Origin of the sequence: Streptomyces lusitanus, from assembly GCF_042647945.1 — a bacterium.
Taxonomy (GTDB): Bacteria; Actinomycetota; Actinomycetes; order Streptomycetales; family Streptomycetaceae; genus Streptomyces; species Streptomyces pseudogriseolus.
The window spans coordinates 73,548-99,190 of record NZ_JBHRWL010000027.1 but is presented as its reverse complement, the minus strand read 5'-3'; the positions used below and the strand labels follow the sequence as shown (position 1 = coordinate 99,190).

The window sequence follows — 25,643 nt, the reverse complement described above, 5'->3', positions numbered from 1 at the left end:
GTCAGATCCCCACCGTGAAGCCGTTGGACCAGGTCTGCATCTCCGCCACGAGGGTGTCCCACGCGCCGGTCAGCAGGAGCACGCCGGTCGCGATCATCATCGTGCCGCCGATGCGCAGCACCCAGACGTAGTGCCGCTTGACCCAGCCGAAGGCGCCGAGCGCCTTGCGGAAGGCCACGGCGGCGAGCACGAAGGGCACGCCCAGTCCCAGACAGTACGCGACGGTCAGCACGGCGCCCCGTCCGGCGCTCTCCTGCTGCGCGGACAGGGTGAGGACGGAGGCGAGGGTGGGCCCGATGCAGGGGGTCCAGCCGATGCCGAAGAGGGCGCCGAGCACGGGCGCGCCGATCAGTCCGGTCGCCGGCCGCTTGTGGAAGCGGAACTCCCGCTGGGTGAGCCAGGGCATCAGGCCCATGAAGAAGACGCCCATGAGGATCATGAAGACGCCGAGCACCTTGGACAGCACGCCCGACTGCTCCTGGAGCGTCTGCCCGAAGTAGCCGAAGAAGGCGCCGCCCGAGACGAACACGACGGTGAAGCCGAGGACGAACAGGGAGGCGCCGGCCACCATGCGGCCGCGCCGGGCCTCGGCCAGGTCGGTGCCGGAGACGCCGGTGACGTAGGAGAGGTAGCCGGGGACGAGCGGCAGGACGCAGGGCGAGAAGAAGGAGACAAGGCCGCCGAGCACGGCGATGGGCAGGGCCACCAGCAGGGCGCCGTTGAGCACCGTGCCGTTGTAGCCCGTCTCCGCGGCGAGCGTGTGCAGGGCCGTCACGTCACTTCTCCGCGACGACCGGCTGAAGCATCTTCCGCAGCCGTTCCTCGTCGAGGGCGGTCAGCGAGCGGGCGGCGACCCGGCCCTCCCGGTCCAGCACCAGGGTGGAGGGGATGGCCTGCGGGTTGAGCGTGCCCTTCTCGAAGCGGAGCATCAGCTTGCCCGTGGGGTCGTACAGGCTCGGGTAGGTGATGCCGAAGTCCTTCTCGAAGGCGAGCGCGGCGGTGGTGCTGCCGTCGCGGGTGTTGATGCCGACGAACTGAACGTCCTTGCCCGCGTACTCCTGGGACACCTTGGCGAAGTACTTGGCCTCCGCGCGGCACGGGTTGCACCAGGAGCCCCAGACGTTGAGGACGACGACCTTGCCCTTGAAGTCGCCGACGTCGAGCCGCTCGCCCTCGAGGGTCTCGCCGGACAGGTCGGGCGCGGCGACGCGCTTGCCCGCGGGGACCGTGGAGATGCCGTCGGTGCCGGTGACGAAGCCGGTGTCGCCGCCACCGCCGGAGGTGCCCCCGGAACCGCACGCGGTCAGGAGCAGTGCGGCCGCGGCGGCGCCGGCGGCCAGGGCGGCACGGCGGCGGGCGCGCACGGCACGGGCGGCGCGGTACGGGCTCTGCGCGGCTCGGTTCGAGCGCTGGGGGGCGCGGCTGGCGGCACTCATGTGAAAAGTTTCGCATGCCCGTTCTGGGGATCTTGCGCACCCCCCCGTGGGCTCCTCCGCGGGCGGAGAACCGCATCTCAGGCGGGGTCGGAGGCCCCCGTGGGCGTGGCGCCGGCGAGGTCGCGGGTGAACGCCTGCCAGCCGCCGGTGGGTTCCTGGCCGACGTCCAGGGTGCGCAGCCGGTCGAGCATCTCGGGCTTCTGCACGTCGAGCCAGTCGCAGAACTGCCGGAAGGAGACGATCCTCACGTCCCCGCCCTTCTCCTTCTCGCGCGCGATGTGCGTGAGGGCCTGCTCCACGGCGTCCATGTAGATGCCGCCGTTCCACTGCTCGAAGTGGTTGCCGACGAAGAAGGGCGCCCGGTTCGTCTCGTATGCCCGCTTGAAGCCGGAGATCAACGCCTGCGCGGACTGCCGTCGCCAGCCCGGGTAGTTGTGCGCCGGGGCGTTGGTGGAGTTGACCGACTGGTTGGCGAGCATGTTGTAGTCCATCGAGAGGACTTCGAAGGAGTGTCCGGGAAACGGTATCTGCTGGAGCGGAAGGTCCCATATGCCCTGCTTCTTGGAGGGCCAGACCTGACGCCCTCCGGGCGAGGACGCGTCGTAGCGCCAGCCCAGCTCACGGGCGGTGGGCAGCAGCTGGTCCTGCCCCAGCAGACAGGGCGTACGGCCGCCGGTCAGCTCCTTGTCGTAGTCGAACGGCAGCGACTCCACGTCCGTCCACCCGGAGTTGGTCCGCCACTCCTTCACGAACGACTTCGCCTGCTCGATCTCGCTGCGCCACTGCCGCGACGTCCAGTTGCCGACGCTGCCCGAGCCGGCGCAGAAGTGCCCGTTGAAGTGGGTGCCGATCTCGTGGCCCTCGAGCCAGGCGCGGCGCAGGTTCCGCAGCGTGTCCTTGATGTGCGCGTCGGTGAGGTAGCCGATGTCGGAGGCGCCGCGGGGGTTGCCCGGCGGGTCGTAGAGCCGCTTCTTCGACTCCGGGAGCAGATAGATGCCCGAGAGGAAGAACGTCATGGACGCGCCGTGCTCCTTGGCGAGGTCCAGGAAGCGCGGGAACAGCCCGTTGCCGACCTCGCCGGCGCCGTCCCAGGAGAACACCACGAACTGCGGGGGCGCCTGACCCGGCTCCAGCGGCACGGGTTGCTCGGGCTGGTGGGGCTGCCGGCCGGTGAAGGAGGTGGAGCCGTCGCCGATCGGCCGGACCGTCGCGTTCGGCTTCGGCTTGGGCGACCCGGGACGGTCGCCGGCCCCGGGGCGGGAACCGCCGGAGGGGGTCGATCCGTCGGAGCCTGTGTGGCCGCCGCAGCCGGCCAAGGAGACTGCGGCCGCGGCCCCCGCGCCGAGCCCGAGCATTCCCCTGCGGGAGAGAGCGCGCATGGCGTCCCCCTTCGTCATGTCCCTGAGTGGTCACCCATTTAGAGGACATGACGAAGCGGGAGGTTCCCGTCGGATGCGGAGGTTTCGCAAGGAATTTCGATGAGGGCGGCGCACCGCCCTCACACGGGCGTCACGCGCCGTAGGCCTTGCCGCCGCCCTTCGCCGGCTTGGCGCCCGCCCGCAGATGCGCGGGCACCAGGTCGAGGGCGGGCTCGCTGTAGCCCACGGAGACGATGCTGTCGCCGCGGAAGGTGAACGTGGTCAGCGAGGCCAGGGTGCACTGGCGGCGGCGCGGGTCGTGCCACAGCCGGCGCTTCTCCACGTACGACCGCACGATCCAGATCGGCAGCTGGTGGCTGACCAGCACCGCCTCGTGCCCGCGCGCCGCGTCCTTCGCCGCCTCCAGCGCGCCCATCATGCGCACCACCTGGTCGACGTACGGCTCGCCCCAGGACGGCTTGAACGGGTTGACGACGTGCTTCCAGTTGGCCGGGCGGCGCAGCGCGCCGTCGCCGATGCCGAAGGTCTTGCCCTGGAAGACGTTCTCCGCCTCGACGAGCCGACGGTCGGTGGCGATGTCCAGGCCGTGCGCCTTGGCGATGGGCTCGGCCGTCTCCTGCGCCCGCTCCAGCGGGGAGGCGCCGACGTGCACGACGTCCCGGGACGCCAGGTGCTCGGCGACCCGGTCGGCCATACGGCGGCCCAGCTCGGAGAGGTGGTAGCCGGGGAGGCGGCCGTAGAGGACGCCGTCCGGGTTCTCCACCTCGCCGTGCCGCATCAGATGGACGACGGTGACGTCCTCGGGGCTCTTGTCGTGCCCGGGCTTGTTGTCGACGCTCACGCGGTGGCCTCCGCCGCTGCTCGGGCCGCCGCCGGGAGGGCGTCGGCGATGCGCTGGACGGCCCGCTCGTCGTGGGCCGTGGACACGAACCAGGACTCGAAGGACGACGGCGGCAGGTAGACGCCGTTCGCCAGCAGCGAGTGGAAGAACGCGGTGAAGCGGAAGGACTCCTGCTTCTTGGCGTCCTCGTAGTCGCGCACCGGGTTCTCCGTGAAGAAGACGGAGAACATGTTGGAGGCGTTCTGCAGCGTGTGCGCGACGCCCTCCTTGGTCAGCGCCTCGGTGACGAGCGACCGGATCTGCGCGGAGACCGCGTCCACCGTCTCGTACGCGGCGTCGTCGAGCAGCCGCAGCTGGGCGAGGCCGGCGGCGGTGGCGACCGGGTTCCCGGAGAGGGTGCCCGCCTGGTAGACCGGGCCGGCCGGGGCGAGGTGCGCCATGACGTCGGCGCGCCCGCCGAACGCCGCGGCCGGGAAGCCGCCGCCCATCACCTTGCCGAAGGTCATCAGGTCGGGCCGCACGCCGTCGACGCCGTACCAGCCGGCGCGGCTCGTACGGAAGCCGGTCATCACCTCGTCGGAGATGTACAGCGCGCCGTTCGCCGCGCACGCGTCCTTCAGGCCCTGGTTGAAGCCGGGCAGCGGCGGGACGACGCCCATGTTGCCCGGGGACGCCTCGGTGATCACGCAGGCGATCTCGCCCGGGTGCGCGGCGAACGCGGCGTGCACGGCGTCCAGGTCGTTGTACGGCAGCACGATGGTGTCGCCGGCCTGCGCGCCGGTCACACCGGGGGTGTCCGGCAGCGCGAAGGTCGCCACACCGGAGCCGGCGGCGGCGAGCAGCGAGTCGACGTGGCCGTGGTAGCAGCCGGCGAACTTGACCACCTTGGTGCGCTGCGTGAAGCCGCGGGCGAGGCGGATCGCCGACATGGTGGCCTCGGTGCCGCTGGACACCAGCCGCACCTGCTCCAGCGGCTCGATCCGGGCGGTCATCTCCTCGGCGAGCGCGACCTCGCCCTCACCGGGCGTGCCGAAGGAGGTGCCGCGCGCGACGGCCTCCTGCACGGCGGCGATCACCTCGGGGTGCGCGTGCCCGAGGATCATCGGCCCCCAGGAGCACACCAGGTCGACGTACTCGCGCCCGTCGGAGTCGGTCAGGTAGGGCCCGCTGCCGGAGACCATGAACCGGGGCGTGCCGCCGACGGCGCGGAAGGCACGCACCGGTGAGTTCACACCACCGGGAGTGACGGCCGCGGCACGATCGAACAGGGCCTGCGAGGCTGGGGCTTCGTACGAATATGGCAGTTCGCTCATGACCTGCGACTTCTCCGACCTTTTCCGACGTCCCGGGTTTTCTCGCCGGGCTGCGGCTGCTGTGACTCGTTTCAGGGTAGGCCAGGGGCGCGCCACGGCATCCCCGCCCCGATCGGGGCCGTGATCCGGGTCCCGGAGCGGCCGTGATCTGCGAAACTGACACCTGGTGCACACATCCCGCACGGCCGGGGCGGCCGCGGCCCGCGAAGATGTCGCGGACGGATGTTTCACCGCACGTTTCGGCGGGCGGCCGTGGGGGAGGTCACTGTCACGATGATCGGGTTGCGCGGCGGGGGCCACGCGTCCTAGAAAAGCAGTCGGGTGGAGATATGCATCGCGGTGGCGGACTGGGCGAGGGGACCGATGACCTGGGTCCTCGACGTGCCCGGCGGGGAAGGCACCGACGCGAAGCGGAGGAATCGGATCAGATACGTCGTGCACACGGCGAGCCGGAGCGGATCGGCCCGCTGAGCGGGGCGGGGAGCAGGAATGGTGGTCGGGTGGGGGTGACGTACAAGTACTTCGGTGCGCCGGACGGCGCCACCGCGGCCCGCGTCCCGATCTCCATGCGCCCCGAGGAGCTCGGCGGGGACGAGCTGGGCATGGGCGGCATGTTCACCAAGATCAAGCCCGAGACCATGGCCGCGATGGTCCTCACGGGCATCGAGGGCGTGCCCCTGCACAAGGTCCCGCCGCTCGAACTGGTCGTCCTGCACCCGGACTACGCGGTCGTGAAGCTGCCCATGACGGTGGTGGATCCCCTGCGGGACATAGGCGAGGAGGCGGTCGGCGCGGCGGCCTTCATCTGGTCGACGGTCCCGGACCGGGGCGGCCCGCGCGACGCGTTCAATGTCTACCAACTGCTGCACGAGTGGCAGGACTTCAGCCACCGGCTGCATGAGGCGGGGCATCAGCCGTATTGCTTGGTGTGGCCCTGAGCTGGGATTTCGTGAGGGTCGGGCGGGGTCTTCGGGCCTCGCCCTTTTGCGTGCCGGGGAGGGACCGTCAGGCGGCCAGGGCACATTGAGGGCACATTGGTTTTGCTGGGGGTGGTGATGTGCCCTGGGGCTCTCCGGTTTCCAACGGCTCCGCGCCGGTGAAGGCGTCGTCTATCGCCTTGCGGGTCCGGCTCTCGCTGGACGGCAGCAGGTGCGTGTACGTCCGCAGCGTGAAGCCCGGGTCCGAGTGGCCGAGGTACTCGGAGAGCGCCTTGATGCTCTCCCCCGCGTCCAAGAGCACGGAGGCATACGCGTGACGGAGGGCGTGCATGCCGTCCTCAGGAGCCGCCTGGAGGTATCTCGCCCCGCGCTCGCGGGGAGGGATCACGCCGGCGGCGACCAGGGCTCGCTTCCAAGCGCCCATGTTGAAGACGCTGCGGTTGTACGCTCGGCCCTTCTCGTCGACGAAAAGCAGCCGGAAGGTCTTGGGCTCGCCGTCGGGCTTCGCCCAGGGCAGCGTGACCGCCGTGGGCGGGAATCGCCTCATGTGACCCTTGAGGGCAGTGGCCAGCTGCACCGACAGCGGCACTGACCGGATCCGGTTGCCCTTGGGCAGAGCGAAAACTGGCTTCGTGCCGACGAGCCGCACCTGGCGGTTGACGTGGATCCAGCCGCCCCTGAAGTCGATGTCCTCGACGGCGTATCCGAAGACCTCCCCCTGGCGCAGGCCGCACCCGAAGGCGAGCTTGCCGCCTGCCTGGAAGCGCTCGGGCAGCCCGGCGATGACGGCACGCACACGCTCCAGGGACCAAGGGACGATCTTCTTCTTGGTCGCGGTCGGCAGCTTGACCGACTTCGACTTGCACGGGTTCTTCGGCAGCAGCCCGTCCTCCACGGCCATGCCCAGGATGCTGGAGAGGATGTCGAAGATGCCCTCGATCGTCGACACCTCGAAGCCGCCGTCCTGCAGCGCGCGAATCCAGCCCTGAATGACCGAAGGCTTGTTCAAGGACCGCAGTTCGCGCCGGCCGAGGTGGGCGACGATGTGGTTGCGGACGGTGGCCTCGTAGCGGAGGGCCGTGGTCGGGCCTACCGAGTTCGCGTCGAGCCACTTCTGGGCGTAGGCGCCGAGCGTCTGCTTCGTCTCAGCGGGAACGACGTAGCTGCCGCTCCGGATCTCGACGTCGACCTCGGCCGCCCGCTTGTCGGCTTCGGCCCTCGTGTGGAAGTTCTCTTTGCGCTGGTGGTTGTCCAGGTCCCGGTACCGGACCTGCCAGCGCTTACCGATCCCGTGGTCAGAGGTCGGGATCATCCGCCGGGTGCGGCTCTTGTGCTCGCTGCACTGGGTCTCCGGCTTGGGATGGGACTTGTGCCAGCGGTCGTACACGTCAGCCAAGGAGGACCCCCTGGGCACGGCAGCAGAGGTCTGCTTCGGTGTGGCGAGGGTGGGCGGGGCAGACCCCGGCAGGCAGCAGAGCCGTCGCACGAACACCGAGGGCTTCGGCGATCACGACGAGGTCGTCGATGTCGCAACGTCGATGGGCGCGCTCGGTGCGGCTGAGCGCGGTGTTGGTCATCGGGCGACCCATCGCGGTGCAGTGGGCAGCCAGTTGATGCTGGGTGAGGCCGAGCGCCAGCCGCATGCGCTCGATAGCGCGGGCGGTATGCAAGCCGGCGGGGCCTATTTCGAGAGGTCGAGTTGCCATAACAGGTAGCTGTAACTTGCAGCCGAAGCCTTTGGCAAGAGTTGGTTCTTAAACCCTACAGAAGTCGCACCCGGCCGGATCAACAATCGCGCCGGCTAATGCACGACACGCGGCACCGGGGAGGCAGCGCCGCCGATTCCGCCCACCGGAAAGCGAGCGCAGTGTAGCTGACCGCACCTCTCGACGATGGGCCACCACCTGGCCTTACGAACAGCACATCACCCTGGCGCCGACTTTTTGGTCAACCGCCAATTCGCCCTTACGGTATTGCCTCCCGCGCTCACCAACGGGAACTTCTGGAGCCTTCTAGAACCAACTCTGGACTTCTCCGCCCAGGGTGTGGCTGTGTTGTCCACGCAGTTGTCCGAAACCGAAAAGGGAGCCCTATGCCGAGCCTTTCCCCTCGCCCTGACCACACCACTGCCGACGCCAACCGACGCGGCCCCCTCGCCACCCCGGCGGAAGTCGCCGAGTACCTCGGGGTGCCGGTCAAGACGCTCTACCAGTGGAAGTACCGGGGCATCGGCCCGAACGTGCACAAGGTCGGTCGCCACCTGCGCTACCGCTGGGCCGAGGTGGACGCCTGGCTCAATGCCCAGGCCGCGTACGACCTCGCCGTCTGAGACCACCACACGGGAAAGCGAAGCGGCTCCCGGCGAGCCGCCGCCGGGAGCCGCGCGGCCCCTTCCCACATCGCCCCTTGCCAGAAAACGATCTGTCTCGGTGAGTCCGGACCTTGCCCGTCCGAACTCACCAGGGAGGAACGCCTGTGGACGAATCTACGACCTCTCCAGCCCCCACCGCACCCGCCGTCACCCCGTCTTGGCCACCCGTGGCCATCCCCTGCCAGGGCCCGGCGTCCGATCCCTCACCCAGCGAGCGTGATCGGACGGATAGCTCCAACGAAGGCGCCGGCCTGCTGGACGAGCTGCGCGCAGCGATCGCCCGGTACGTGATCCTGCCAAGTGGCGAGGCGCTGACCGCCGTCACGCTGTGGGTGGCGGCCACGCACATCCAGCCCGCACTGCAGCACGCTCCGCGCCTGGCGGTGGTCGGGCCGGCGAAGCGGTGCGGCAAGTCCCGCCTGCTGGACGTGATCACGGAGACGGCGCACGACCCGCTGATCACCGTGAACACCAGCCCGGCTGTCGTCTTCCGTGCCATCGGTGACGACCCGCCCACTCTGCTGGTGGACGAGGCCGACACCATCTTTGGCAGCATCAAGGCCGCCGAGAAGAACGAGGAACTGCGCGGCCTGCTCAACGCCGGCCACCAGCGCAACCGGCCCGCCCTGCGGATCTCCGGCCCCGAGCACAAGACGCGGAAGTTCCCCACCTTCGCCATGGCCGCGCTTGCCGGCATCGGCGCCCTGCCGGACACGGTCATGGACCGGGCGGTGGTGATCCGCATGCAACGCCGCAAGGACGGCGAGCGGGTCGAACAGTTCCGCTCCCGCCGCGACATCCCAGCCTTGCACGCTCTGCGAGACCGCTTGGAGGCGTGGCTCCGTCCGCTCCTGGACACCGCCGAGGACCTGGTACCGCGGATGCCGGTGCAGGACCGCGCGGCGGACACCTGGGAACCGCTCGTGATCGTCGCGGAGCTGGCCGGCGGCACCTGGCCCGAGGACGCGCGCGCTGCATGCGCGGCCATGTGCGCCGCCGAGGTGGACAAGGACGACGAGTCCAACCTCAAGACCCGCCTGCTGCAGGACATCCGGCGCGCCTTCGCCCGCTGCGGCGACCCGGACATCATGCGCACCCGGGACCTGCGGGAGGAACTCCTCAAGGACCAGGAGGCTCCCTGGGCCGAGTACGGCACTACCGGCCTCAGCCCACGCCATCTTGGGCTCCTCTTGAAGGACTTCGACATCAAGGCCGCCACCCTCCGCTTCGAGGGCGGCAGGCAGGCCAAGGGCTTCGCGCGCCTCCGCTTCACCGACGCCTGGGCGCGGTACTGCCCGGAGGAGTCCGCCTCCGGGAACGGTGACGAGAGCGCCCCGATCGGCCCGGACCCGCACCCGTAAAGACTCGTCGCACCCGTCGCATCGCAGGTCAACCCCGTGACGGGTGTCGTCGCTGCGACGAGTCGTCTCGTACCACGACGATCACCCGTACCTGCTCTGACCAGCCGTGCGACGGGTGCGACGGGTCCGCTACCTCTTTGCCCACCATCCCTCCCCGCTTGGAGCACCCGCTTGCCCGTACGCACCACCGCGACCCCAGTACCGATGATGACCGCCGCGATTCGCCTGGGAGTCGCTCTGGTCGGCACGATCGGCTTCGCCCTCTCGTACGACGCCCTGCGGCAGATGGCAGTGGCCATCCACATCCGCGGAGTGCTGACGTACGCCTTCCCGCTCGTGATCGACGGGTTCATCGCCATCGGCGTCGCGGCCCTGCTCATCCTGCGAGCCGCCCCCTGGCGCTCTCGCCTCTACGTCTGGGCCCTCGTCGGCATCGCCACCGTCACGAGCATCTGGGCGAACGCCCTGCACGCCGTTCGTCTCAACCAGGAGAGCGACGCTGCCGGGCTCCACCTGGACGACGTCACCGTCGGCGCCCTGTCGGCCATCGCCCCGCTCGCGCTCGCCGGAGCCGTCCACCTGGATCTCGTCATACGCCGCCACAGCACTGGTCGGCACTCGACTGAACCGGTCAGTGCTCAGCGCCACATTCACGTCGAGGACTTGCTGCGGCCCGCTCCGGACAGCGACACGGCCGATGTCTCGAAGGGCGCGGCACAAGCACGGCATGAAGTTGTGGCGGAGGACATCGCGGACGTGGCGGACCCTCCGGCCGAAGTGGCGGAGGCGCGTCAGCCCCACAGCCAGATCAAGGGTCGGCAGCTCAGCGCTTCCACGGAAACGCTCCTTGCTCTCGGCCGCGCCGCGCCCCTGGGCCGCCAAGGACGTATCTCCCGCCGCCACGTCGAAGCGGCGATCCGAGCCCAGGGCCACCCCGTCGGCAAAGACCGCCTCACCGAGATCACACGCCGCCTGCAGGCCGAACTCGACCGTACGCCCGAGCGCGCCTCCTAGCGCGCTGACCGGTCGGTACCGCCCGTCATCGCGCTGCTCTGCGAGTGGACAGAGGGCGGAGCCGACCGCCCCTGGCACTTACCGTCCGCCGACCCCTAGGAAGGACTGCCCCGATGCGCGAAGCCCGACGTGAGCTGCCCTCCGGACAGCGGGAGATGACCACGAGCGTCACCCAGCCAGCAAGGTATGCCGTTGGACCGTCCAAGGGACGGTCCAACGGGAGTTCCGCCCCGGGGGTGGCGGAGACCCACGGGCGCCAGGGGGCACCCGAGGAAGGACAACGCGTCCAGGCCACCCCCGTCGTCCTCCCTCGTGCCGCCGAAGCCGCCGCCCTGCACCGCATCGCCCGCCGCCGCAAGCGCAAAGACACTCAGCGCAAGGCACGCGTCGACGTGCGCTACAGCATCGAAGAGAAGAGCGCCATCCTCGCCAAGGCCCGGTCGCTCAACATCGCCGGCGCCCACTACGTCGGCGCCGTCGTTATGGCCCACATCCACGGTGATCTCGCCCTGCCCGGCCAGCGCACCCCGCTGGACGACTACATCGACGAGCTGACCGCCCTGCGCGAGCAGGTCGCCAAGATCGGCAACAACACCAATCAGATCGCCCGAAAGCTCAACTCCGGCGGTCATCCACACTCTGGGGACACCGCCGCCCTCGCCCAGGTCGAACGCACCCTCGGCACGGTCCGAGCAGCCATCAGCGAGATCGCCGCAGCTGCGAACCAGGCCGTCACCAACAAGGCCGCCCGATGATCGCCAAGATCAGCAGCGGAAAGGACACGGCTGGCCTGATCCGGTACCTGTTCGACACCAAGAAGGCCAAAGACCACAGCGACCCCCACCTCGTCGCCTCCTGGGACGGCTTCGCCCCCGACCCCGGCCGCACGGACGACTTCACCGCCACAAAGCGGCTTCTCGTGGCTGACCTCGACCTCCGCGTCAAGCAAGCCCGCCGACTCGGCCGCGCACCCGAGCGGCACGTCTGGCACTGCTCCCTCCGCGCCGCCACAACCGACCGCCACCTCAGCGACGAGGAGTGGGCCAACATAGCCCGCCGCGTCGTGGCCGCCACCGGCATCGCGCCACAAGACGACCCGGACGGCTGCCGCTGGGTCGCCGTCCGCCACGCCCCCGACCACATCCACATCGCCGCCACCAAGGTCCGCGGCGACCTGAGCACCGCACGCCACTGGAACGACTACCTCACCGCCGACCGCGAACTCGCCGCCATCGAGAAGGAGTACGGTCTCTTCCAAGTCGCCCGCGGAGACCGCACCGCCGCCAAGCGCCCCACCCGCGCCGAACAGGAAAAGGCACACCGCCAAGGCCGGGACAAGCCGGCCCGCGAACGCCTGCGCACCATCGTCCGCACCGCCGTGGCTGCCACCACCAGCACCGACGAGTTCATCCGCCTGCTCAGCCACACCGACGGCGTGCTGGTCGAAATCGTGTACTTCCCTTCTGGCGACGTACGCGGCTACAAGTTCGCCAGCGAAGACACCACCACAGCAGGCAGGCAACCGATCTGGTTCTCCGGCTCCGAACTCGCGCCGGACCTGTCCTTCCCCAAGATCCGAGCACGCCTGGAGGCCACCGACCCGCAGCCCGCCGACGGGCCGGGTAGACGCAGGCCCAACCCTTGGCACCGGGCAACCGCAGCCGCCGAACGCATCCCCCATCACCTCAGCGGATACGACGACCGAGCCTCCCAGGCCCACCTCGCCGCCTTCGGTGAAGCCCTCGACGTCCTGCCCCTCCTCGCTCCCGCACCCATCCGCGCCCAGCTCCGCGAGGCAGCCTCCGCTTTCGAACGCGCCACCCGATCCCGCGTCCAGGCCGAACACCATCACGCCAGCGCCCTGCGAAGCGCCGCACGGGCGATGCTCCGCGAGCCCGCCCCCGGGGACGGCACGGCTCTGGCGATGCTCCTCGATGCCGCGATCCTCGTCACCGTCGCGGCCATTCGCTGGCACCAGCTCCGCCACCACGACCAGCAGGTCACCGCCGCACAGCAGACCCTGCTCCACCTCCAAGCCGCCTACGACGAGGCAGCAGGCGCGCCCCTGACCGCTCTCGTCCAGCATCGACCGTCCCAACAGGCGGTGAACCGGTACATGCGCCACATCCGCCGGGCCCTGCCCGAGCACGCGGAACAGGTCCTGTCAGATCCCGCTATCGACGCCCTCACCGCCGGACTCGCCGAAGCGGAAGCACTCGGCCATAGCCCTGAGCGACTCCTCAAGCAGGCAGCCGACCAGCGCGCCCTGCATGACGCAAGCTCCCCCGCACGGACCTTGACCTGGCGTATGCAACGGATCACTGCACTGCATGCAACAAACGGAAGAGGCCGCGCGTGTAGCGGAGCGGAGTCCCGTAGGACACCACAGCTCCCGCGTACTTCGGTCCACGAAGCAACCCCAGTCTCGCCTCCGCCACCGCGAGGCCGTCGCCCCTGAGTACGCCCATATGAGCAGCCGGGAGCATGCGGCGGGGCGGCACGGGCACCACTTGTGTGGTCGTGTTCGCGCCAACTTACCTCGATGCGGCGTCACCCGTGATCAGGTGACCAGCGATCAAGCACCCCTCTCACGGTGAGTCACCGTAGGGTTCCAGTCGTGTCTCCTGCAGCAGGTTGCTCAGCACTCCTTATTGATCAGGCATCATTCGGCCCTTTCACTCCTGCCTCACAGGTGATACATCGTGCTCACACAAGTGCGAAGACTTGTCATAACCGCTCTATCTCTGGCTCTGCTGGTCACTGCAGGCGTAGCACCGTCGTGGGCGTCGCCGCGGGACCGACCATCCGCCGCTGAGGCGGCCATAGATCAGCCGGGGCCTAGGACGGCGGCTGATCTGCCGAAGCCGCCCAAGGCCATGACCCTGGCCGAGCGTCGCTCCCAGGTGAAGAGGGAACGGCATGAACTGTCCCCGATGCGCGACTACATGAAGTCGTACGGGAAGAAGCCCAAGGGAAACCCGTACGACCGATCTGACAAGAAACGTGCCGAACGCGGTCCTGCCGCCGAACCGCAGGCGCCGCTCCAGCCCCTGGTCGCGGCAGCTGATAACCCGACATGGGTATCGAGTTGGGCTACTGCCTACCCCGGCATGCTGTCGATCGGTGGGCAGGTAAAACTGCCCAAGACCGGATCGGCGTACACCGGGATGTGGCTGTACGTCCGGGACGAGGCTGGGAAATTCGTCGTCCAGCAGGAGATAAAAAGGGCCACGGACGATCCCAGTGGGTCCACTCCGAGCACCGGCGCCTGGTGCTACGACTGGTGGTCGAGCAGTTCCTACCCTGCGGACCAGTGTTTCTGGTGGGCGGCAGTGAACTGGGCGGCATTCTCGAGGACGGCAAGAAGTACTACGCCTGGGTCTTCCTCAACAGCGCCGACGGAACGTCGAGCCCCGGCGGGACCACCTCGCCGCTGGTAGAAGCGTTCTACACCCCGATCATCCCTGGTGCGCAGGCGGGAATCTGCACCTGCTACGCGCAGGCGCACCGCGCCGACCCGGTCAACACGGCTACCGGCATGTTCTTCGAACAGCTCACCGACGCCTCCTTGGTGAGCCCCGGCGTACCTCTGGTCCTGGAGCGCACTTACCGCTCCGACTCGAGTGCCGTCGGCCTGCTGGGGCGCGGCTGGGCGACGCCGTTCGACGCGAAGCTGGCAATCGCGACAGGGAAGGTGACCTATCGGACGGACGACGGGGCGTCGTTCGTCTTCACCCAGAACAGTGACGGCACATACACCGCCCCGGCGGGTTCTGCGGCCAAGCTGGTCAAGGGCACGAGCACCTACACGGTCACCACGCAGGACCACACCAAGCGGACGTTCAACAGCAGCGGCCAGCTCACTTCCGTGGTCGACAAGGCAGGCAAGGGCCTGACCCTGACGTACGCGTCGGGCACGCTCGCCTCCGTCAAGGACGCCGCCGGGCGCACCACCACCTTCACGCCCAGTGGCGACGGACTGTTGTCCAAGGTGGGCCTGCCGGACGGCACGTCGGTCTTGTACGGCTACACCGGCGGCCTGTTGACGTCGGTGACCGACCCGGCCGGCCGGACGTCGTCGTACGCCTACGACGCGAACAAGCGACTGTCCTCCTACACGGACCCGGCGGGCGGCAAGGTCACCAACGTCTACGACGCCGCGGGCCGTATCAAGTCCCAGATTGACCAGAACGGCAAGACCACGACGTTCACCTGGGACGGCAAGAGCGAGTCGCACACCACCGCGCCGGACGGCGGCGTGTGGACCGATGTGTACGCCGGCAACGTGCTGATGGAGACGATCGACCCGTACGGCAAGAGCATCGCCTACGACTACGACCGCCATCTGCGACCCGTCGCCATCACCGACCAGCGCGGCAACACCACGGAGATGACGTACGACAGCGCCGGGCGGATGCTCACCCGCAGCGCCCCGTCCGCGCTCGGTTACGTGGAGAGCTGGACCTACGACGGTGCGGGCAACGTCACCAGTCACACCGACGGCCGCAGGAACAAGACGACGTACACCTACAACACGTCGAACCAGCTGACGTCCACCACGGACCCGTTGGGCGGCAGGACCGCCTACACGTACACCCCGCTCGGATCGTTGGAGTCCGTGACGACGCCGCGCGGCAAGGTCATCACCTACGGGTACGACGCAGTCGGCAACCGGACGTCGGTCACCACGCCGCTGGGTGAGAAGACGACGTTCACCTACGACGCGGCCGGCCGGATCCTGACGAAGACGGACCCGCGCGGCAACGTCTTGGGCGCCGACCCGGTCGACCACACCACGTCGTACGCCTACGACGGTCGCGGGCTGCTCAGCTCGGCCACCGATCCGCTGGGCCGCACCACGACCTACGAGTACAACGGGGCCGAGCAACTGACGTCGGCCAGGAACCCGGCGGGCGACACCACCACATTCGCCTACGACGACGCCGGGCACCTGACCCGGACCACCGACCCCTCAGGCAACTCCGTCACCCGCACTTACGACGCGAGTGGACGCCTGGCCTCCGAGACCGATGCGACGGGCGGCAAGACCACCTATACCTATGACAAGGTGGGCCGCCTGCTGAGCAGCGTCTCGGCGCGCGGCAACGTCTCCGGCGCCGACCCGGCCGCCTACACCACGAGTTACGCCTACGACGCGGCAGGCAACACCACGAAGGTCACCGGCCCGACCGGCGCGTCGACCAGCACGACCTACGACGCGATCAACCGGCCCCTCGTGGTCACCGACCCGCTGGGCCACACCACCGGCTATACCTACGACGCCAACGACAACGTCACCAAGGTCACCGACGCCGCAGGCAAGACGGTCGCCTCCGTCTACGACAAGAACAACCGGCTGACCAGCAGCACCAATCAGCTGGGGAAGACCACCTCCTACGCCTTCGACGCCGACGGCAACCTGCTCAGCCGCACCTCTCCGCTCGGCCACAAGGAGAGCTGGACCTACGACGCCGACGGCCGCCGGGCCACCGCGGTCGACCCGCGCGGCAACGCCACCGGCGCCGACCCCGCCCAGTACACGACCACCTACGGCTACGACCCGGCCGGCAACCCCACCACGGTCACCGACCCGCTCGGCGGCGTGACCACCACCGCCTACGACGCGGTGAACAACGTGGTCAAGCAGACGGATGCCGACCAGCGCGCCAGCGTCTACGGCTACGACAAGCTGGACCGGCTGACCGAAGTCACCGCTCCGGACGGCGCGGTCACCACGTACGGCCACGACACGGCCGGCAACGTCACCGAGCGCACCGACGCGAACGGCCACGTGACCACGTACGGCTACGACGCGGCCCGCCGCCTCACCTCGGTCACCGACCCGCTGAAGCGGGAGACCACCTACGCCTACGACGCCGCCGGCAACCTCACCAAGAAGACCACGCCCCCCCGCGGATCCACCGGCTACACCTACGACCCGCGCGGCCTGCTCACCAAGATCGACTACTCCGACTCCACCCCCGACGCGACGTTCGGCTACGACGACGCCGGCCGCATGACTGCCCGCGCCAACTCCAAGATCTCCGAGGACTTCGTCTACGACGCGGTCGGCAACCTCACCAAGACCCGCGGTTTCGCCTACACCTATGACGCCGCCGGGCAGATACTCACCCGCAAGTACTCCGACGGCAACACCATCACCTACACCTACGACAACGACGGCCGCACCGCCACCATGCTGGCCGACGGCAAGACCACCACCTACACCTGGGACCCGGCCGGCAACCTCACCAAGTCCGCGCTGCCCAACACCGAGACCGAGGACCGCGCCTACGACCGGGCCGGCCGTCTCACCGCCGTCACCTCCGCCAAGGCCGGCACCACGGTCACCAAGACCGCGCACACCCTCTCCCCGGCGGGCCTGCCCACCCACATCGACATCACCCGCGCCGATGTCGGCACGACCGGCTACGACCTCACCTACGACACCGCCGGCCGCCTCACCTCCGGCTGCTTCCCGCAGCCCTGGGTCGCCGGCTGCGCCACCAGCCGCACCGCGTCCTACACCTACGACAAGGTCGGCAACCGCCTCACCTCCGCCCTCGGCACCATCTCCACCAGCTACACCTACGACGCGGCCGACCAGCTCACCTCCACCACCACTGGCACCACGACCACCGCCTACGCCTACGACACCGAAGGCAACCAGACCAAGAAGGGCGCCGACACCTACACCTACGACCTGGCCGGGCAGATCTCCGCCGCCACCGTCGGCGGCACCGCCTACACCTACGACCACGATGCCGCCGGCAACCAGGTCGCCACCCTCAAGGACGGCGCGGTCACCCACCGCACCCAGTGGGACCCCAACGCCCCGCTGCCGATACTGGCCACCGAATACGACAGCGCCTGGAACATCAAGCAGTCCTTCCGCTACGACCCCCTCGGCCAGCCCACCTCCGCCAAGACCGGCACAGGGGCGCTCTTCTACTACCACCACGACACCCAGGGCTCACCGGTCGACGTCACCGACAGCACCGGCACCCTCTACCAGCGCTGGGCCTACGACCCGTTCGGCACCCGAGTCCTGGGCACCACCACCGGCGGCGCCCCCGCAAGCCCTCCCTCCTACACCGGCGCCCGCTACGAGACCACCACCGGCAACCTCGACCTCCACGCCCGCCAGTACGACACCACCACCGGCCGCTTCACCCGGCCCGACCCCGCCACCCGCGCCCAGACCACGCCGTACATCTCCCCCTACGCCTACGCCGACAACATCCCCACCCTCCTGACCGACCCCAGCGGACTGACCCCCGACGACCCCAACAACGACCGCGTCGACAGCCTCGGCGAAGCAGCGGGCATCTTCGGCGACGCCTTCGTCGAGGGCTTGAAGTCCCCCTTCGTCTTCCTCGGAGACGCGTACGACGCATTCACCGGCCAGAACGGCGGAGCCGGCGCCTTCGTCGACAAGTACCTCCCCGTCCGCCCCGCCTACCGCCTCTACCGCGCCGAATCCCTGCTGCGGCAGCAAGGGTGCGACGCCCTTGCAGATCTCTACGCCGAGGCCGCTGAGGAGCTCACGCAGCAGATCGCCCTCGTGGGGATCGGCGGCCTCACGGGGTGGAGGCGCGCAGCAGTCGAGCCAGATATCAACCGGTATCCCGCAGAACCAGGCAGCCCGACACGCTATGGACCGGGCGCGGCGCATTCTGGTGACCCTTCTTTTGGAAGCAACGGCTATCGGTGGGCCGCGCCAAGAGTACGGACCGACGTACTCGGCCCCGGCGAGGCGTGGCATCCCAGCCACGGCACACCGGTCATCGGACGCCTCGACGACACTCTTATCGGGGGGGCATGGTCCCATAACGCAAAGCTCACAACTGGCAGTTGGACCCTCGCGAAGAACGATGCGTGGATACAGACCATCATCGATCAACGCGGTACCGTGTACGTCACGTCACCCACTGCAGGAAACTACTGGCTGACGTCCCGAAGGGAACCAACTGTGTTCGCCCGCGAGATCCAGCAGCTCCTCCAATCTGGGTACAAATGGAAGGGAGACTATCTTGTCCCGCCGAAGGGGTAGCAAGGAAGCAGAACAACCACCTGTAAACGTGTCAATCCTCAAAGACAAGCGCTTTGACGGTTACCTGCGCTACGCCATTCCACACGATCTGGACGCTGCTATCGATGTCGTGATCCAGTCGTACATGCAGAGTTCCGCGCCTGTCAGACAGAAGGCGATCGACGACCTGAATGAACGAAGCGCATCCGTTCTCAGCGTTTATGGGCAGCGAATGGCCTCGACCGCGGTCCGCGCCAGATCGATTGACCCTCTACACCGCGGGGTCGTCGCAGTCGGCATGGCGGAAGAGCGCCTCAGCGACGCTCGCGAAAACCTGTACCCGCTGGCAGCTATCAACGATGGCGCTTCTCTTGTCGGCATTTCACTCCGGGAGCTGATCACGGATGCCTCGGCCTTTCTGCCGCCGACAGCAGTAGACCGATTGCGCGCCTTCGATCAGCGCCAAGAACAGGATAAATCTCTCGAAGCTATGGGCATGAGAAGAACTGGTAGCGGCCAGAACTTCCTCTACTCCTAGCCCACTTCAGGGGAAGCGGCCACGTGGGTCTCCCAGCTCACCCGTGTGACTGTTTCGGAGATTCCCATCCGACATGCTTCGCTGCGGCCGCGGCTGGCCTCGCCTGTCACGTACTACGCATAAGTGGTCCGGATCGCGCATGTACCTTTTGATCCCCGATGATCGTCAGGCCGCGCGGCTGGGACGGCTGTTCTGAGCCTCGGTCGCCTCCGCGTCCAGGAAGCCGAGTCCTTACAAGGTAACGACGGCGCCGACGTCTCAGTGCCGTTCATGCACTGCGGCGATCAGCCGGCCGACGGCAGCGACCCCGGCGGCGCAGACCACGACCTGCAGGAACGGCTTGTCGTGCTGGTCACTCACGCGGATACTCTCAGTTGGCGGCTGACACGGTGCGCGTACAGCTCGGACAAGGCTTCAGCCGACGCAAGTTTCGCCGTCGTCGCAATGACCCAGCAAACTGTCCAGGGCGGAACGGCCGAGGATCACGGGTGACCGACCGAGGTCCTTTGAATCCCGTACCGCCGCGTACGCACCGAGGTCGGCGATCTCGACGCAGTCGTTGGCGCCTCCGCTGTAGGAGCTCCTGCGCCAGTGCGCGTTGTACAGTTCCTCGGCGCGGGGGCGGCGGGGTGGAATCGTGCTCAAGGTTCGAGCTCCTCGGCAGTGCGGATGAGGCGGGTAAGGGTCTCGGCCGGGCTGAGGGCGGAGGCCCTGAGCTGGTCGAAAGTGTCCGTGTAGTTTTGGACGTCGCTTTGGGATTCCAGATACACGGAGTTGTTGGGGTTCTCCAGCCAGACCAGCGGAGCTGTGGGCTGGGGGAAGGTGAGGATGACGAAGGGGCCGTACAGGCCCGGATGGGCGCCGAGGGCGAACGGGAGGAGCTGGATGGTGACGTTCGGCTGTTCGCCGACCTGGGCAAGGCGCTCGAACTGCTGGCGCATCACGCCGGGTGAGCCGATGACGCGGTGGAGGACTCCTTCGTCCAGGACGGCACGCAGTTCGGCGGGGCGCTCACCGGACAAGCGGCTTTCCTGGCGTTCCATGCGTACCTTGACCAGAGCGTCCACCTGATCGGCACCGAGATCAGGACGCATCTGGGCGATGACGGCACGAGCGTAGTCCTCCGTCTGAAGCAGGCCGGGAACGAGCAAGGGCTGGTAGTTGGCCAGCGCGACGGCACCTGCCTCCAGGGCGAGGTAACCGTCGTAGCGGGTCGGGGTGAGAACCGTGGAGTACTTGCGCCACCAGGGCTTCTGCTGTTCCTTGTCGGCACGCACCAAGTCCAGGATGTCGTCACGCAACTCGGTGTCCGTGACGGCGTAGCAGTCGAGGAGAGCGCGAACCAGAACCGGGGTGGTGCCGCGCTCGCCGGTCTCAATCCGGCTGAGAGACCCCTGATTGACTTCGATCTGCTCCGACACCTCGGTGAGGGTCAGACCGGACGCCTCCCGTAACTCGCGCAGCCGTGCGGCGAGCTGGCGTCGGTAGACCGACTGAGGGACCAGCTTCCTCTTCAGTGCCATGAGGGCAGTCTGTCCATCCACCCGTTGACGGACAACCCGAACGGGCCAACTTAACCAGACATATTGTCTAGTTGCCCTTTGCGTCGGCACTCTTGCGTAGGACATCCCGTACGCCGCACGGTCCGGCGTGCGTGCCGTTCGCCGAGGAGCCCCTGGTTCCGCCGACGTGTTGGGAGGTCTTCCATGCCCCGGAACACGCTGCTGCGGCAGTTACTCGAAGAGCGCCACCTCACGACTTACCCGGCGTTTGAGGCGCAGTTCGCCCGCGCGGCCCGGAACCTGGCCGAGGAGGCGGGTGACCCTCGGCTGGCCTCGGTCGCGGTCTCATCGCGGCAGTTCGACCGGTGGATGAGCGGGGAACTGAAGCAGCTTCCCCGCCCCGACACGTGCCGGGTTCTGGAGGAGCTGCTGGGCAGGGCTGCCCGCGACCTGTTCGCTTCGGCCTCGGCTTATCCGCCGACCGCCCCAGAGCCACTACCTGCGAACGTTCCGCCTTCTCCCCAGGTCGGCCCGACCGCCCACGATGACGACCCGACGGAGATCGTCGCCCAAGCCCGCCAGCTGGCCTGCGGCAACGTCGACCAGACCACTCTGTCCTTTCTCGCCTCCCGGATCGAGGTGATCACCGAGCGGTACGAGAAGGACGGGCCGGACGGCCTGTGGGGACAGACGAAGAGCCTGCGCAGCATGGGGCACACCCTGCTCGCGGGTCAGCAACCTCCATCCGCACGCAGGGAACTGTTCCGAATCACCGCACGCGCCGGCGGGCTGCTCGGCTACATGGCGGTGAACCCCGGCGCGTTCCCCCTGGCTGAGGCGTACTGCGCCGAAGCGCTGGAACTGAGCCGGACAATCGGCGATCTGGACACCGAGATGTGGGCCTGCGGCACCCAGTCCTTCGCGGCGTACTACGCAGGCCGTTACGACGAGGCCGACGCGCGGGCCGCCGCCGCGGTGGACCGGGCGCCGAACCACCCGCAGGCCATCCGGCTGCTCGTCAATGGCCGGGCCCGGGCGCTCGGCAAGCTCGGTGACCGGAACCAGGCCGAGCGGGCCATCGGGCGGGCGCTGGAGCTCTCCGACCGGCATGACGTTGCCCCCGGCCTTACCTCCTGCATCTCCTTCTTGCCGTATGGGCGGGCCCGCACCCTGGCCAATGCGCTGACCGCCCGTGTCGCTCTGCAGGACACCGGCCACGTGCTGCGGGACGCCGAGAACCTCGACGACCTGGTCGAGAAGTCCGACTCCGCGTGGAGCCGCTCGCTGGTCCGCCTCGACGTGGCCACCGCGATGCTTCAACAGCGAGCACCGGACGTGGAGCACGCCATGTCCCTCGGACAACAGGCGATCACTCTGGCCAGTCCGCTGCCGATCAGCTCGGTGCGACAGCGCTCTCGGGACCTGTACGAGCGAGCAGCCCCTTGGCGCTCCCGGCCGGCGGTACGCGAGTATGGCGAACAGCTCCGCATCTGGGGCCGTCAGCTCCCGCCTGCCGAGGCGGGGTGATCACGAAGGAGTTCGCCGGGTGCCTTGGCCGCACATCCAGCTCAGCGCCGATCCCGCAGCCTTCCCTGCCCACCCGCCGGCCGACCTGAGTGACCCGGCGGTGATCGCGGCGCACGACCAGGCCGCCTTCGACGCCGTGGAGACCATGGTCGATCACTGGGACCGTCCCGGCTGGACGGCACAGACCCGGGCGTACTACTGGATGCTCACCTTCCCCGACAGCCCGGCGCTGGCCGACCTCGCTCTTCGCTGCCAGCAGCACCTCGCGCCGCTCGGTCTAGATCCGGTCCCCGACGACGGGTTGCACATCACGCTCACACGCGTCAGTTCCGCCGCAGCGCTGCCGCTGAGCCGTCTCGATGACGTCATCAGCGCGGCGGCCCCGCTACTCCCGGCGGCCTTCCGCCTGCGGGCGGTCCCGCTCGCGGGTTCTCGGGGAGCCGTACGCCTGACGGTCGCCCCTTGGGGCCCTGTCCTGGCTCTGCACTTGGCCCTCAGCGAGTCCATGGCTTCGCTGGGGCTGGCTCCCCGCAAGCCGACCGCGCTGTTCCGCCCGCACCTGAGCCTGGCCTACAACAACCGGCCACGCCCCGCTGGTCCGGTCGTTGAGGCCGTCACGGCGCTTCGGGGCCTTCCGTCGGTCGAACTGCACGTCCGGGAGGTGCAGCTGGTGGAGCTTCGACGCGAGGACCGTTCCTACCGGTGGGACGTCGTCAAGAGCCTGCCGCTCGGCTGACTGCCGTTTTCTCACGCGGCAGGACGGCAACGACCGCCTTGCCGACGGCGGTGGTCTCGACGTACCACCGCCGTGCCAGCGTCTGCACCAGCCACAGACCACGGCCGGACTCGGCAAGCGGATCGGCAGCATCCTCCGGCAGGTGCACACGACCATCGTCAGGCTCCGGGTCGTGGACCGCGACGATCACTTGGTCCCCGTCAATCTCGATGGTCAGACAGTCGGGGCCGGCAGTCGTATGCCGCACGGCGTTGCCCACCAGCTCGGATACGACCAGCACCGCGTCATCCACGCAGGGGACGACGCCGGCCAGCACACTACGAACCCGGTCACGGGCCGGACCAAGGGTCTCGCACCGACCGGCCAGGGCCACCCAGTACGTGTGCGGACTGTGAACTGCCGGGCTTGAGTCGTTCAGCATCGCGGTCGCTCTTCCGGTCGTACGAACAGGCGTGTCCCACAGGTTCCGCTTGTCCGCAGCGCGTCTCCACGCCGTCCGACCGACGGTTCTCCGCCGTCCAGACGGCGGGGAGGCGGCGTATCGACGGCGTGGAAACGTCGCCGCTACGACGGGAGCCTCGAAGTCGATGGCCGACCCTCACCAGGGGCGTCCGGATCGCCGACTTCGCGTAGAGGAGATCGCCGTGCTTGCCCCCGTACGAGATACCCACCGGCTCCGCATCACCGTGAACTCCAAGGTGACCGAGCAGGACGAGCAAGTGGCCGACCTCATCGAGCGCGGGCGCACCATCGGGACCGAGGAAGTACCCACCGACCACCGTCGTGCCGTCGGGCACCTCCGGCGCATGGCGTGGACGCTCGACGAACTCCTCGAACGCCTGGTAGCCCACCAGTGCCTTACGGAGGCGCCGTGACCTTCCCGCCTCTCCGCCTCACGTACATCCCAGCAGGCACACCCGTGCCGCCGCGAGGCTTTGTCCGCACCTGGAGGACGACCCGACGGTGTTCCTGGCCAGGAGCGCACCCCTGTACGGCGTGCACGGCACTCTGTACGGCCGGGACGAGAGTGGTGTGAAGGTCATCGCACAGCCGGATACGCCCTTGCCGTACGGCCATCCGAACCTCGGGACGTTCCTCGCCTCGCAGTTGGTTCGCCGCCTCCAGTCGTTCCGCGTCGTCGGCCTCGACGAGCTGATCAACGATCTGGCCACTGCCTCGTAGAGCCCCGCGTCGGGGCCCTCCAGCCTCACCGGCCGGCCAGCCGAAGGACAGGTGGCCGGTGAGCGGGGCGGGTCCGAGGAGTTCCCCCGACTCCACCTCTGCACGGACCCGTCCCACCCCTGCCAGACGACATGGAGGCAACGTGCACCAACTGATCGCGAGTCCGTTCCTGGGCCAGTACCTCCTCCTCCGGCCCGGTCACGCCAAAGGAGTGGCCATCCCCGAGTCCCGCTTCGAGGAACTGCACACGGCGGTCACCGCGGACCGGTCGGCCCCGGCCTGGCTCACCGAGGCGACCACGGCTGCATGGCAGATGCCCATGCCCAACAGGCCACTGCGAGACACCCTCATCGTCCGCGAACGCTCCGCCTACGGGTACGCGAAGGCGTCCTGGGAGATCAACCTCGGCTGCGACCACGACTGCGGCTTCTGCTACCTCGGCGAGAAGCGGTTCGAGGGCCTGGACTGGGACGACAAGACGCGCCTGCTCACGATGCTGCGAGACGCCGGTGTCCTGTGGCTCCAGATCACCGGCGGCGAGGCACTGATCGACCCGCAGTTCGCCGCCGCGTACGAATACGCCACCGGGCTCGGGATGATGATCCAGGTATCGACGAACGGCAGCCAGCTCCACAAAGTGAGGATGCAGGAGCTGTTCGCCCGCCTGCGGCCCTACCGCCTGACGGTGAGCCTTTACGGGGCGACTGGGGAGACCTACGACGCCGTCACCCGCAACCGCGGCGCCTTCGACCGCTTCAGCCGCGGCCTGGACGCCTCCCGTGCGGCGGGCCTGCCCGTGCGAATCAACATCATCGTCGCCGAGGAGAACGCCCACGAGGTGGACGACATGGTCCGCATGGTGGAAGACCGCTGGGGCTTCCCGTACCAGGTCTTCACGAACATGTCCCCGACGATCGACGGAGAGGCGAAGCCGCTCGCCTCACAGGCCCAGAAGTACGTCCGCGCCCGCCGTGTCTTCACCGGCTGCAACGCCGGCCACACCTTCTTCCACGTGGACCCGCACGGCATCGCCTCGGTCTGCAAGATCGGCCGCGACCCCAGCGTGAACCTCATGACCGAGGGTCTGACCGCCCTCCCCCGACTCGGCGGCATCGCCGAGTCCCTCCAGCTCCGCACCGGTGGATGCTCCGGCTGCTCGAAGGTCGGCACCTGCAGGACATGCCGACCACTGGCCAAGCTCCACCAGGAGGCGGGGGACAACCGATCGCTCTACTGCCAACACGGAGGTTACGGAGCATGACTCCCACCAGCGCCACCCTGACCCGGCCCGCACCGGTCCCGGTCACCATCGGCCTGCGCCCGCCCACAGAGGCCACCGGCACCCTGCCCGTGCCCATCTCCGCGCCCCCGGTCCCTGAGGGCACGTTCCGGATCATCAGCGACCTGGACGTCGACGTCGCCGAGTCCGCCGGGTGCAGCTGCTCGGCCGGCGACGACCAGCCCTACTAGACC

Annotated in this window: 23 protein-coding genes and 2 pseudogenes; 14 read left to right on the top strand and 11 right to left on the bottom strand. The window is 68.6% G+C overall.

Annotated features, from left to right (window positions below):
* Position 1: 1 nt before the first annotated feature.
* The 5 genes from ACFOSY_RS30025 to hemL form a co-directional block, all read right to left on the bottom strand.
* Positions 2 to 775 carry a cytochrome c biogenesis CcdA family protein gene (locus tag ACFOSY_RS30025; RefSeq protein ID WP_225654274.1) on the bottom strand — a complete coding sequence of 258 codons (774 nt, stop codon included), beginning with the start codon at positions 773 to 775 and terminating at the stop codon, positions 2 to 4.
* Position 776: 1 nt separating this feature from the next.
* Entirely contained in the window at positions 777 to 1,436 is a 660-nt protein-coding gene (locus ACFOSY_RS30020) for a TlpA family protein disulfide reductase (protein WP_394312891.1), read from the bottom strand.
* 77 nt (positions 1,437 to 1,513) lie between these two features.
* On the bottom strand, positions 1,514 to 2,791 hold the full coding sequence (locus ACFOSY_RS30015) for a hypothetical protein (RefSeq protein WP_394313050.1): 1,278 nt from the start codon (positions 2,789 to 2,791) through the stop codon (positions 1,514 to 1,516).
* 154 nt (positions 2,792 to 2,945) lie between these two features.
* The gene (locus tag ACFOSY_RS30010) at positions 2,946 to 3,593 is read right to left on the bottom strand and encodes a histidine phosphatase family protein (protein ID WP_037817550.1); all 648 of its coding nucleotides are present in this window, start codon (positions 3,591 to 3,593) and stop codon (positions 2,946 to 2,948) included.
* Between the two features lie 59 nt (positions 3,594 to 3,652).
* Positions 3,653 to 4,969 (bottom strand): glutamate-1-semialdehyde 2,1-aminomutase, encoded by a 1,317-nt coding sequence (hemL, locus tag ACFOSY_RS30005; protein WP_394312889.1) that lies wholly within the window; start codon positions 4,967 to 4,969, stop codon positions 3,653 to 3,655.
* A 329-nt stretch (positions 4,970 to 5,298) separates the two neighbouring features.
* Between hemL and ACFOSY_RS30000 the strand changes: the two genes are divergently transcribed.
* Positions 5,299 to 5,907, top strand: a complete 609-nt coding sequence (locus ACFOSY_RS30000; protein WP_189409268.1) for a hypothetical protein — start codon at positions 5,299 to 5,301, stop codon at positions 5,905 to 5,907.
* A 67-nt stretch (positions 5,908 to 5,974) separates the two neighbouring features.
* Here the strand turns inward: ACFOSY_RS30000 and ACFOSY_RS29995 are convergent, their stop codons facing one another.
* Positions 5,975 to 7,294 (bottom strand): tyrosine-type recombinase/integrase, encoded by a 1,320-nt coding sequence (locus ACFOSY_RS29995; protein WP_394313047.1) that lies wholly within the window; start codon positions 7,292 to 7,294, stop codon positions 5,975 to 5,977.
* 1 nt (position 7,295) lies between these two features.
* Positions 7,296 to 7,550 carry a helix-turn-helix domain-containing protein gene (locus ACFOSY_RS29990; RefSeq protein WP_308408041.1) on the bottom strand — a complete coding sequence of 85 codons (255 nt, stop codon included), beginning with the start codon at positions 7,548 to 7,550 and terminating at the stop codon, positions 7,296 to 7,298.
* 449 nt (positions 7,551 to 7,999) lie between these two features.
* Between ACFOSY_RS29990 and ACFOSY_RS29985 the strand changes: the two genes are divergently transcribed.
* The 7 genes and pseudogenes from ACFOSY_RS29985 to ACFOSY_RS29955 all read left to right on the top strand — a co-directional run bounded on the left by ACFOSY_RS29985 (position 8,000) and on the right by ACFOSY_RS29955 (position 19,223).
* Positions 8,000 to 8,236, top strand: a complete 237-nt coding sequence (locus tag ACFOSY_RS29985) for a helix-turn-helix transcriptional regulator (RefSeq protein WP_073725478.1) — start codon at positions 8,000 to 8,002, stop codon at positions 8,234 to 8,236.
* Positions 8,237 to 8,382: 146 nt separating this feature from the next.
* Complete coding sequence (locus ACFOSY_RS29980; RefSeq protein ID WP_394312885.1) at positions 8,383 to 9,639, top strand: DUF3631 domain-containing protein; 1,257 nt, start codon at positions 8,383 to 8,385, stop codon at positions 9,637 to 9,639.
* A 207-nt stretch (positions 9,640 to 9,846) separates the two neighbouring features.
* Entirely contained in the window at positions 9,847 to 10,653 is an 807-nt protein-coding gene (locus ACFOSY_RS29975; protein WP_394313044.1) for a DUF2637 domain-containing protein, read from the top strand.
* A gap of 113 nt (positions 10,654 to 10,766) precedes the next feature.
* Positions 10,767 to 11,408, top strand: coding sequence for a plasmid mobilization relaxosome protein MobC (gene mobC, locus ACFOSY_RS29970; protein ID WP_337657260.1), 642 nt, complete (start codon positions 10,767 to 10,769; stop codon positions 11,406 to 11,408).
* Positions 11,405 to 13,111, top strand: a complete 1,707-nt coding sequence (locus ACFOSY_RS29965; protein ID WP_394312882.1) for a relaxase/mobilization nuclease domain-containing protein — start codon at positions 11,405 to 11,407, stop codon at positions 13,109 to 13,111. Before mobC ends, ACFOSY_RS29965 begins: the two co-directional genes overlap by 4 nt.
* Before the next feature lie 418 nt (positions 13,112 to 13,529).
* Positions 13,530 to 18,259, top strand: a pseudogene (locus ACFOSY_RS29960) (DUF6531 domain-containing protein); the annotation flags it as partial.
* A gap of 475 nt (positions 18,260 to 18,734) precedes the next feature.
* Positions 18,735 to 19,223 (top strand): hypothetical protein, encoded by a 489-nt coding sequence (locus tag ACFOSY_RS29955; RefSeq protein WP_269959244.1) that lies wholly within the window; start codon positions 18,735 to 18,737, stop codon positions 19,221 to 19,223.
* 168 nt (positions 19,224 to 19,391) lie between these two features.
* Here ACFOSY_RS29955 and ACFOSY_RS29950 read toward each other — a convergent pair.
* The 3 genes and pseudogenes from ACFOSY_RS29950 to ACFOSY_RS29940 all read right to left on the bottom strand — a co-directional run.
* A pseudogene (locus tag ACFOSY_RS29950) lies at positions 19,392 to 19,583 on the bottom strand (flavoprotein); the annotation flags it as partial.
* A 54-nt stretch (positions 19,584 to 19,637) separates the two neighbouring features.
* A complete protein-coding gene (locus ACFOSY_RS29945; protein ID WP_257101872.1) occupies positions 19,638 to 19,868 on the bottom strand; it encodes a DUF397 domain-containing protein in 231 nt (76 codons plus the stop codon).
* The gene (locus tag ACFOSY_RS29940; protein ID WP_394312876.1) at positions 19,865 to 20,746 is read right to left on the bottom strand and encodes a helix-turn-helix domain-containing protein; all 882 of its coding nucleotides are present in this window, start codon (positions 20,744 to 20,746) and stop codon (positions 19,865 to 19,867) included. The genes ACFOSY_RS29945 and ACFOSY_RS29940 overlap by 4 nt, the downstream gene beginning before the upstream one ends.
* A gap of 183 nt (positions 20,747 to 20,929) precedes the next feature.
* Here ACFOSY_RS29940 and ACFOSY_RS29935 point away from each other — a divergent pair, with 183 nt between their 5' ends.
* A complete protein-coding gene (locus ACFOSY_RS29935) occupies positions 20,930 to 22,252 on the top strand; it encodes a hypothetical protein (RefSeq protein WP_394312874.1) in 1,323 nt (440 codons plus the stop codon).
* A 19-nt stretch (positions 22,253 to 22,271) separates the two neighbouring features.
* Positions 22,272 to 22,988 (top strand): 2'-5' RNA ligase family protein, encoded by a 717-nt coding sequence (locus tag ACFOSY_RS29930; RefSeq protein ID WP_337657381.1) that lies wholly within the window; start codon positions 22,272 to 22,274, stop codon positions 22,986 to 22,988.
* Here the strand turns inward: ACFOSY_RS29930 and ACFOSY_RS29925 are convergent.
* A complete protein-coding gene (locus ACFOSY_RS29925; protein WP_237490577.1) occupies positions 22,966 to 23,409 on the bottom strand; it encodes an ATP-binding protein in 444 nt (147 codons plus the stop codon). The genes ACFOSY_RS29930 and ACFOSY_RS29925 overlap by 23 nt on opposite strands.
* Before the next feature lie 223 nt (positions 23,410 to 23,632).
* Here ACFOSY_RS29925 and ACFOSY_RS29920 point away from each other — a divergent pair, with 223 nt between their 5' ends.
* From ACFOSY_RS29920 to ACFOSY_RS29905, 4 genes are all read left to right on the top strand, one after another.
* Complete coding sequence (locus tag ACFOSY_RS29920; RefSeq protein ID WP_269959246.1) at positions 23,633 to 23,863, top strand: DUF6415 family natural product biosynthesis protein; 231 nt, start codon at positions 23,633 to 23,635, stop codon at positions 23,861 to 23,863.
* An 88-nt stretch (positions 23,864 to 23,951) separates the two neighbouring features.
* Positions 23,952 to 24,170, top strand: coding sequence for a hypothetical protein (locus ACFOSY_RS29915; protein ID WP_394312867.1), 219 nt, complete (start codon positions 23,952 to 23,954; stop codon positions 24,168 to 24,170).
* 142 nt (positions 24,171 to 24,312) lie between these two features.
* Positions 24,313 to 25,431 (top strand): radical SAM protein, encoded by a 1,119-nt coding sequence (locus tag ACFOSY_RS29910; RefSeq protein ID WP_394312865.1) that lies wholly within the window; start codon positions 24,313 to 24,315, stop codon positions 25,429 to 25,431.
* Positions 25,428 to 25,640, top strand: coding sequence for a hypothetical protein (locus ACFOSY_RS29905; protein ID WP_386934675.1), 213 nt, complete (start codon positions 25,428 to 25,430; stop codon positions 25,638 to 25,640). Before ACFOSY_RS29910 ends, ACFOSY_RS29905 begins: the two co-directional genes overlap by 4 nt.
* Positions 25,641 to 25,643 lie beyond the last annotated feature (3 nt).

Excerpts from the sequence above, each read along its gene's own strand:
- ACFOSY_RS30015 (WP_394313050.1), bottom strand. The coding sequence starts at position 2,791 with ATGCTCGGGCTCGGCGCGGGGGCCGCGGCCGCAGTCTCCTTGGCCGGC.
- ACFOSY_RS29965 (WP_394312882.1), top strand. The coding sequence starts at position 11,405 with ATGATCGCCAAGATCAGCAGCGGAAAGGACACGGCTGGCCTGATCCGG.
- hemL (WP_394312889.1), bottom strand. The coding sequence starts at position 4,969 with ATGAGCGAACTGCCATATTCGTACGAAGCCCCAGCCTCGCAGGCCCTG.
- ACFOSY_RS29905 (WP_386934675.1), top strand. The coding sequence starts at position 25,428 with ATGACTCCCACCAGCGCCACCCTGACCCGGCCCGCACCGGTCCCGGTC.
- ACFOSY_RS29985 (WP_073725478.1), top strand. The coding sequence starts at position 8,000 with ATGCCGAGCCTTTCCCCTCGCCCTGACCACACCACTGCCGACGCCAAC.
- ACFOSY_RS29975 (WP_394313044.1), top strand. The coding sequence starts at position 9,847 with ATGACCGCCGCGATTCGCCTGGGAGTCGCTCTGGTCGGCACGATCGGC.
- ACFOSY_RS29935 (WP_394312874.1), top strand. The coding sequence starts at position 20,930 with ATGCCCCGGAACACGCTGCTGCGGCAGTTACTCGAAGAGCGCCACCTC.
- ACFOSY_RS29925 (WP_237490577.1), bottom strand. The coding sequence starts at position 23,409 with ATGCTGAACGACTCAAGCCCGGCAGTTCACAGTCCGCACACGTACTGG.
- ACFOSY_RS29990 (WP_308408041.1), bottom strand. The coding sequence starts at position 7,550 with ATGCGGCTGGCGCTCGGCCTCACCCAGCATCAACTGGCTGCCCACTGC.
- ACFOSY_RS30020 (WP_394312891.1), bottom strand. The coding sequence starts at position 1,436 with ATGAGTGCCGCCAGCCGCGCCCCCCAGCGCTCGAACCGAGCCGCGCAG.
- ACFOSY_RS30010 (WP_037817550.1), bottom strand. The coding sequence starts at position 3,593 with ATGCGGCACGGCGAGGTGGAGAACCCGGACGGCGTCCTCTACGGCCGC.
- ACFOSY_RS30000 (WP_189409268.1), top strand. The coding sequence starts at position 5,299 with ATGCATCGCGGTGGCGGACTGGGCGAGGGGACCGATGACCTGGGTCCT.
- mobC (WP_337657260.1), top strand. The coding sequence starts at position 10,767 with ATGCGCGAAGCCCGACGTGAGCTGCCCTCCGGACAGCGGGAGATGACC.
- ACFOSY_RS29940 (WP_394312876.1), bottom strand. The coding sequence starts at position 20,746 with ATGGCACTGAAGAGGAAGCTGGTCCCTCAGTCGGTCTACCGACGCCAG.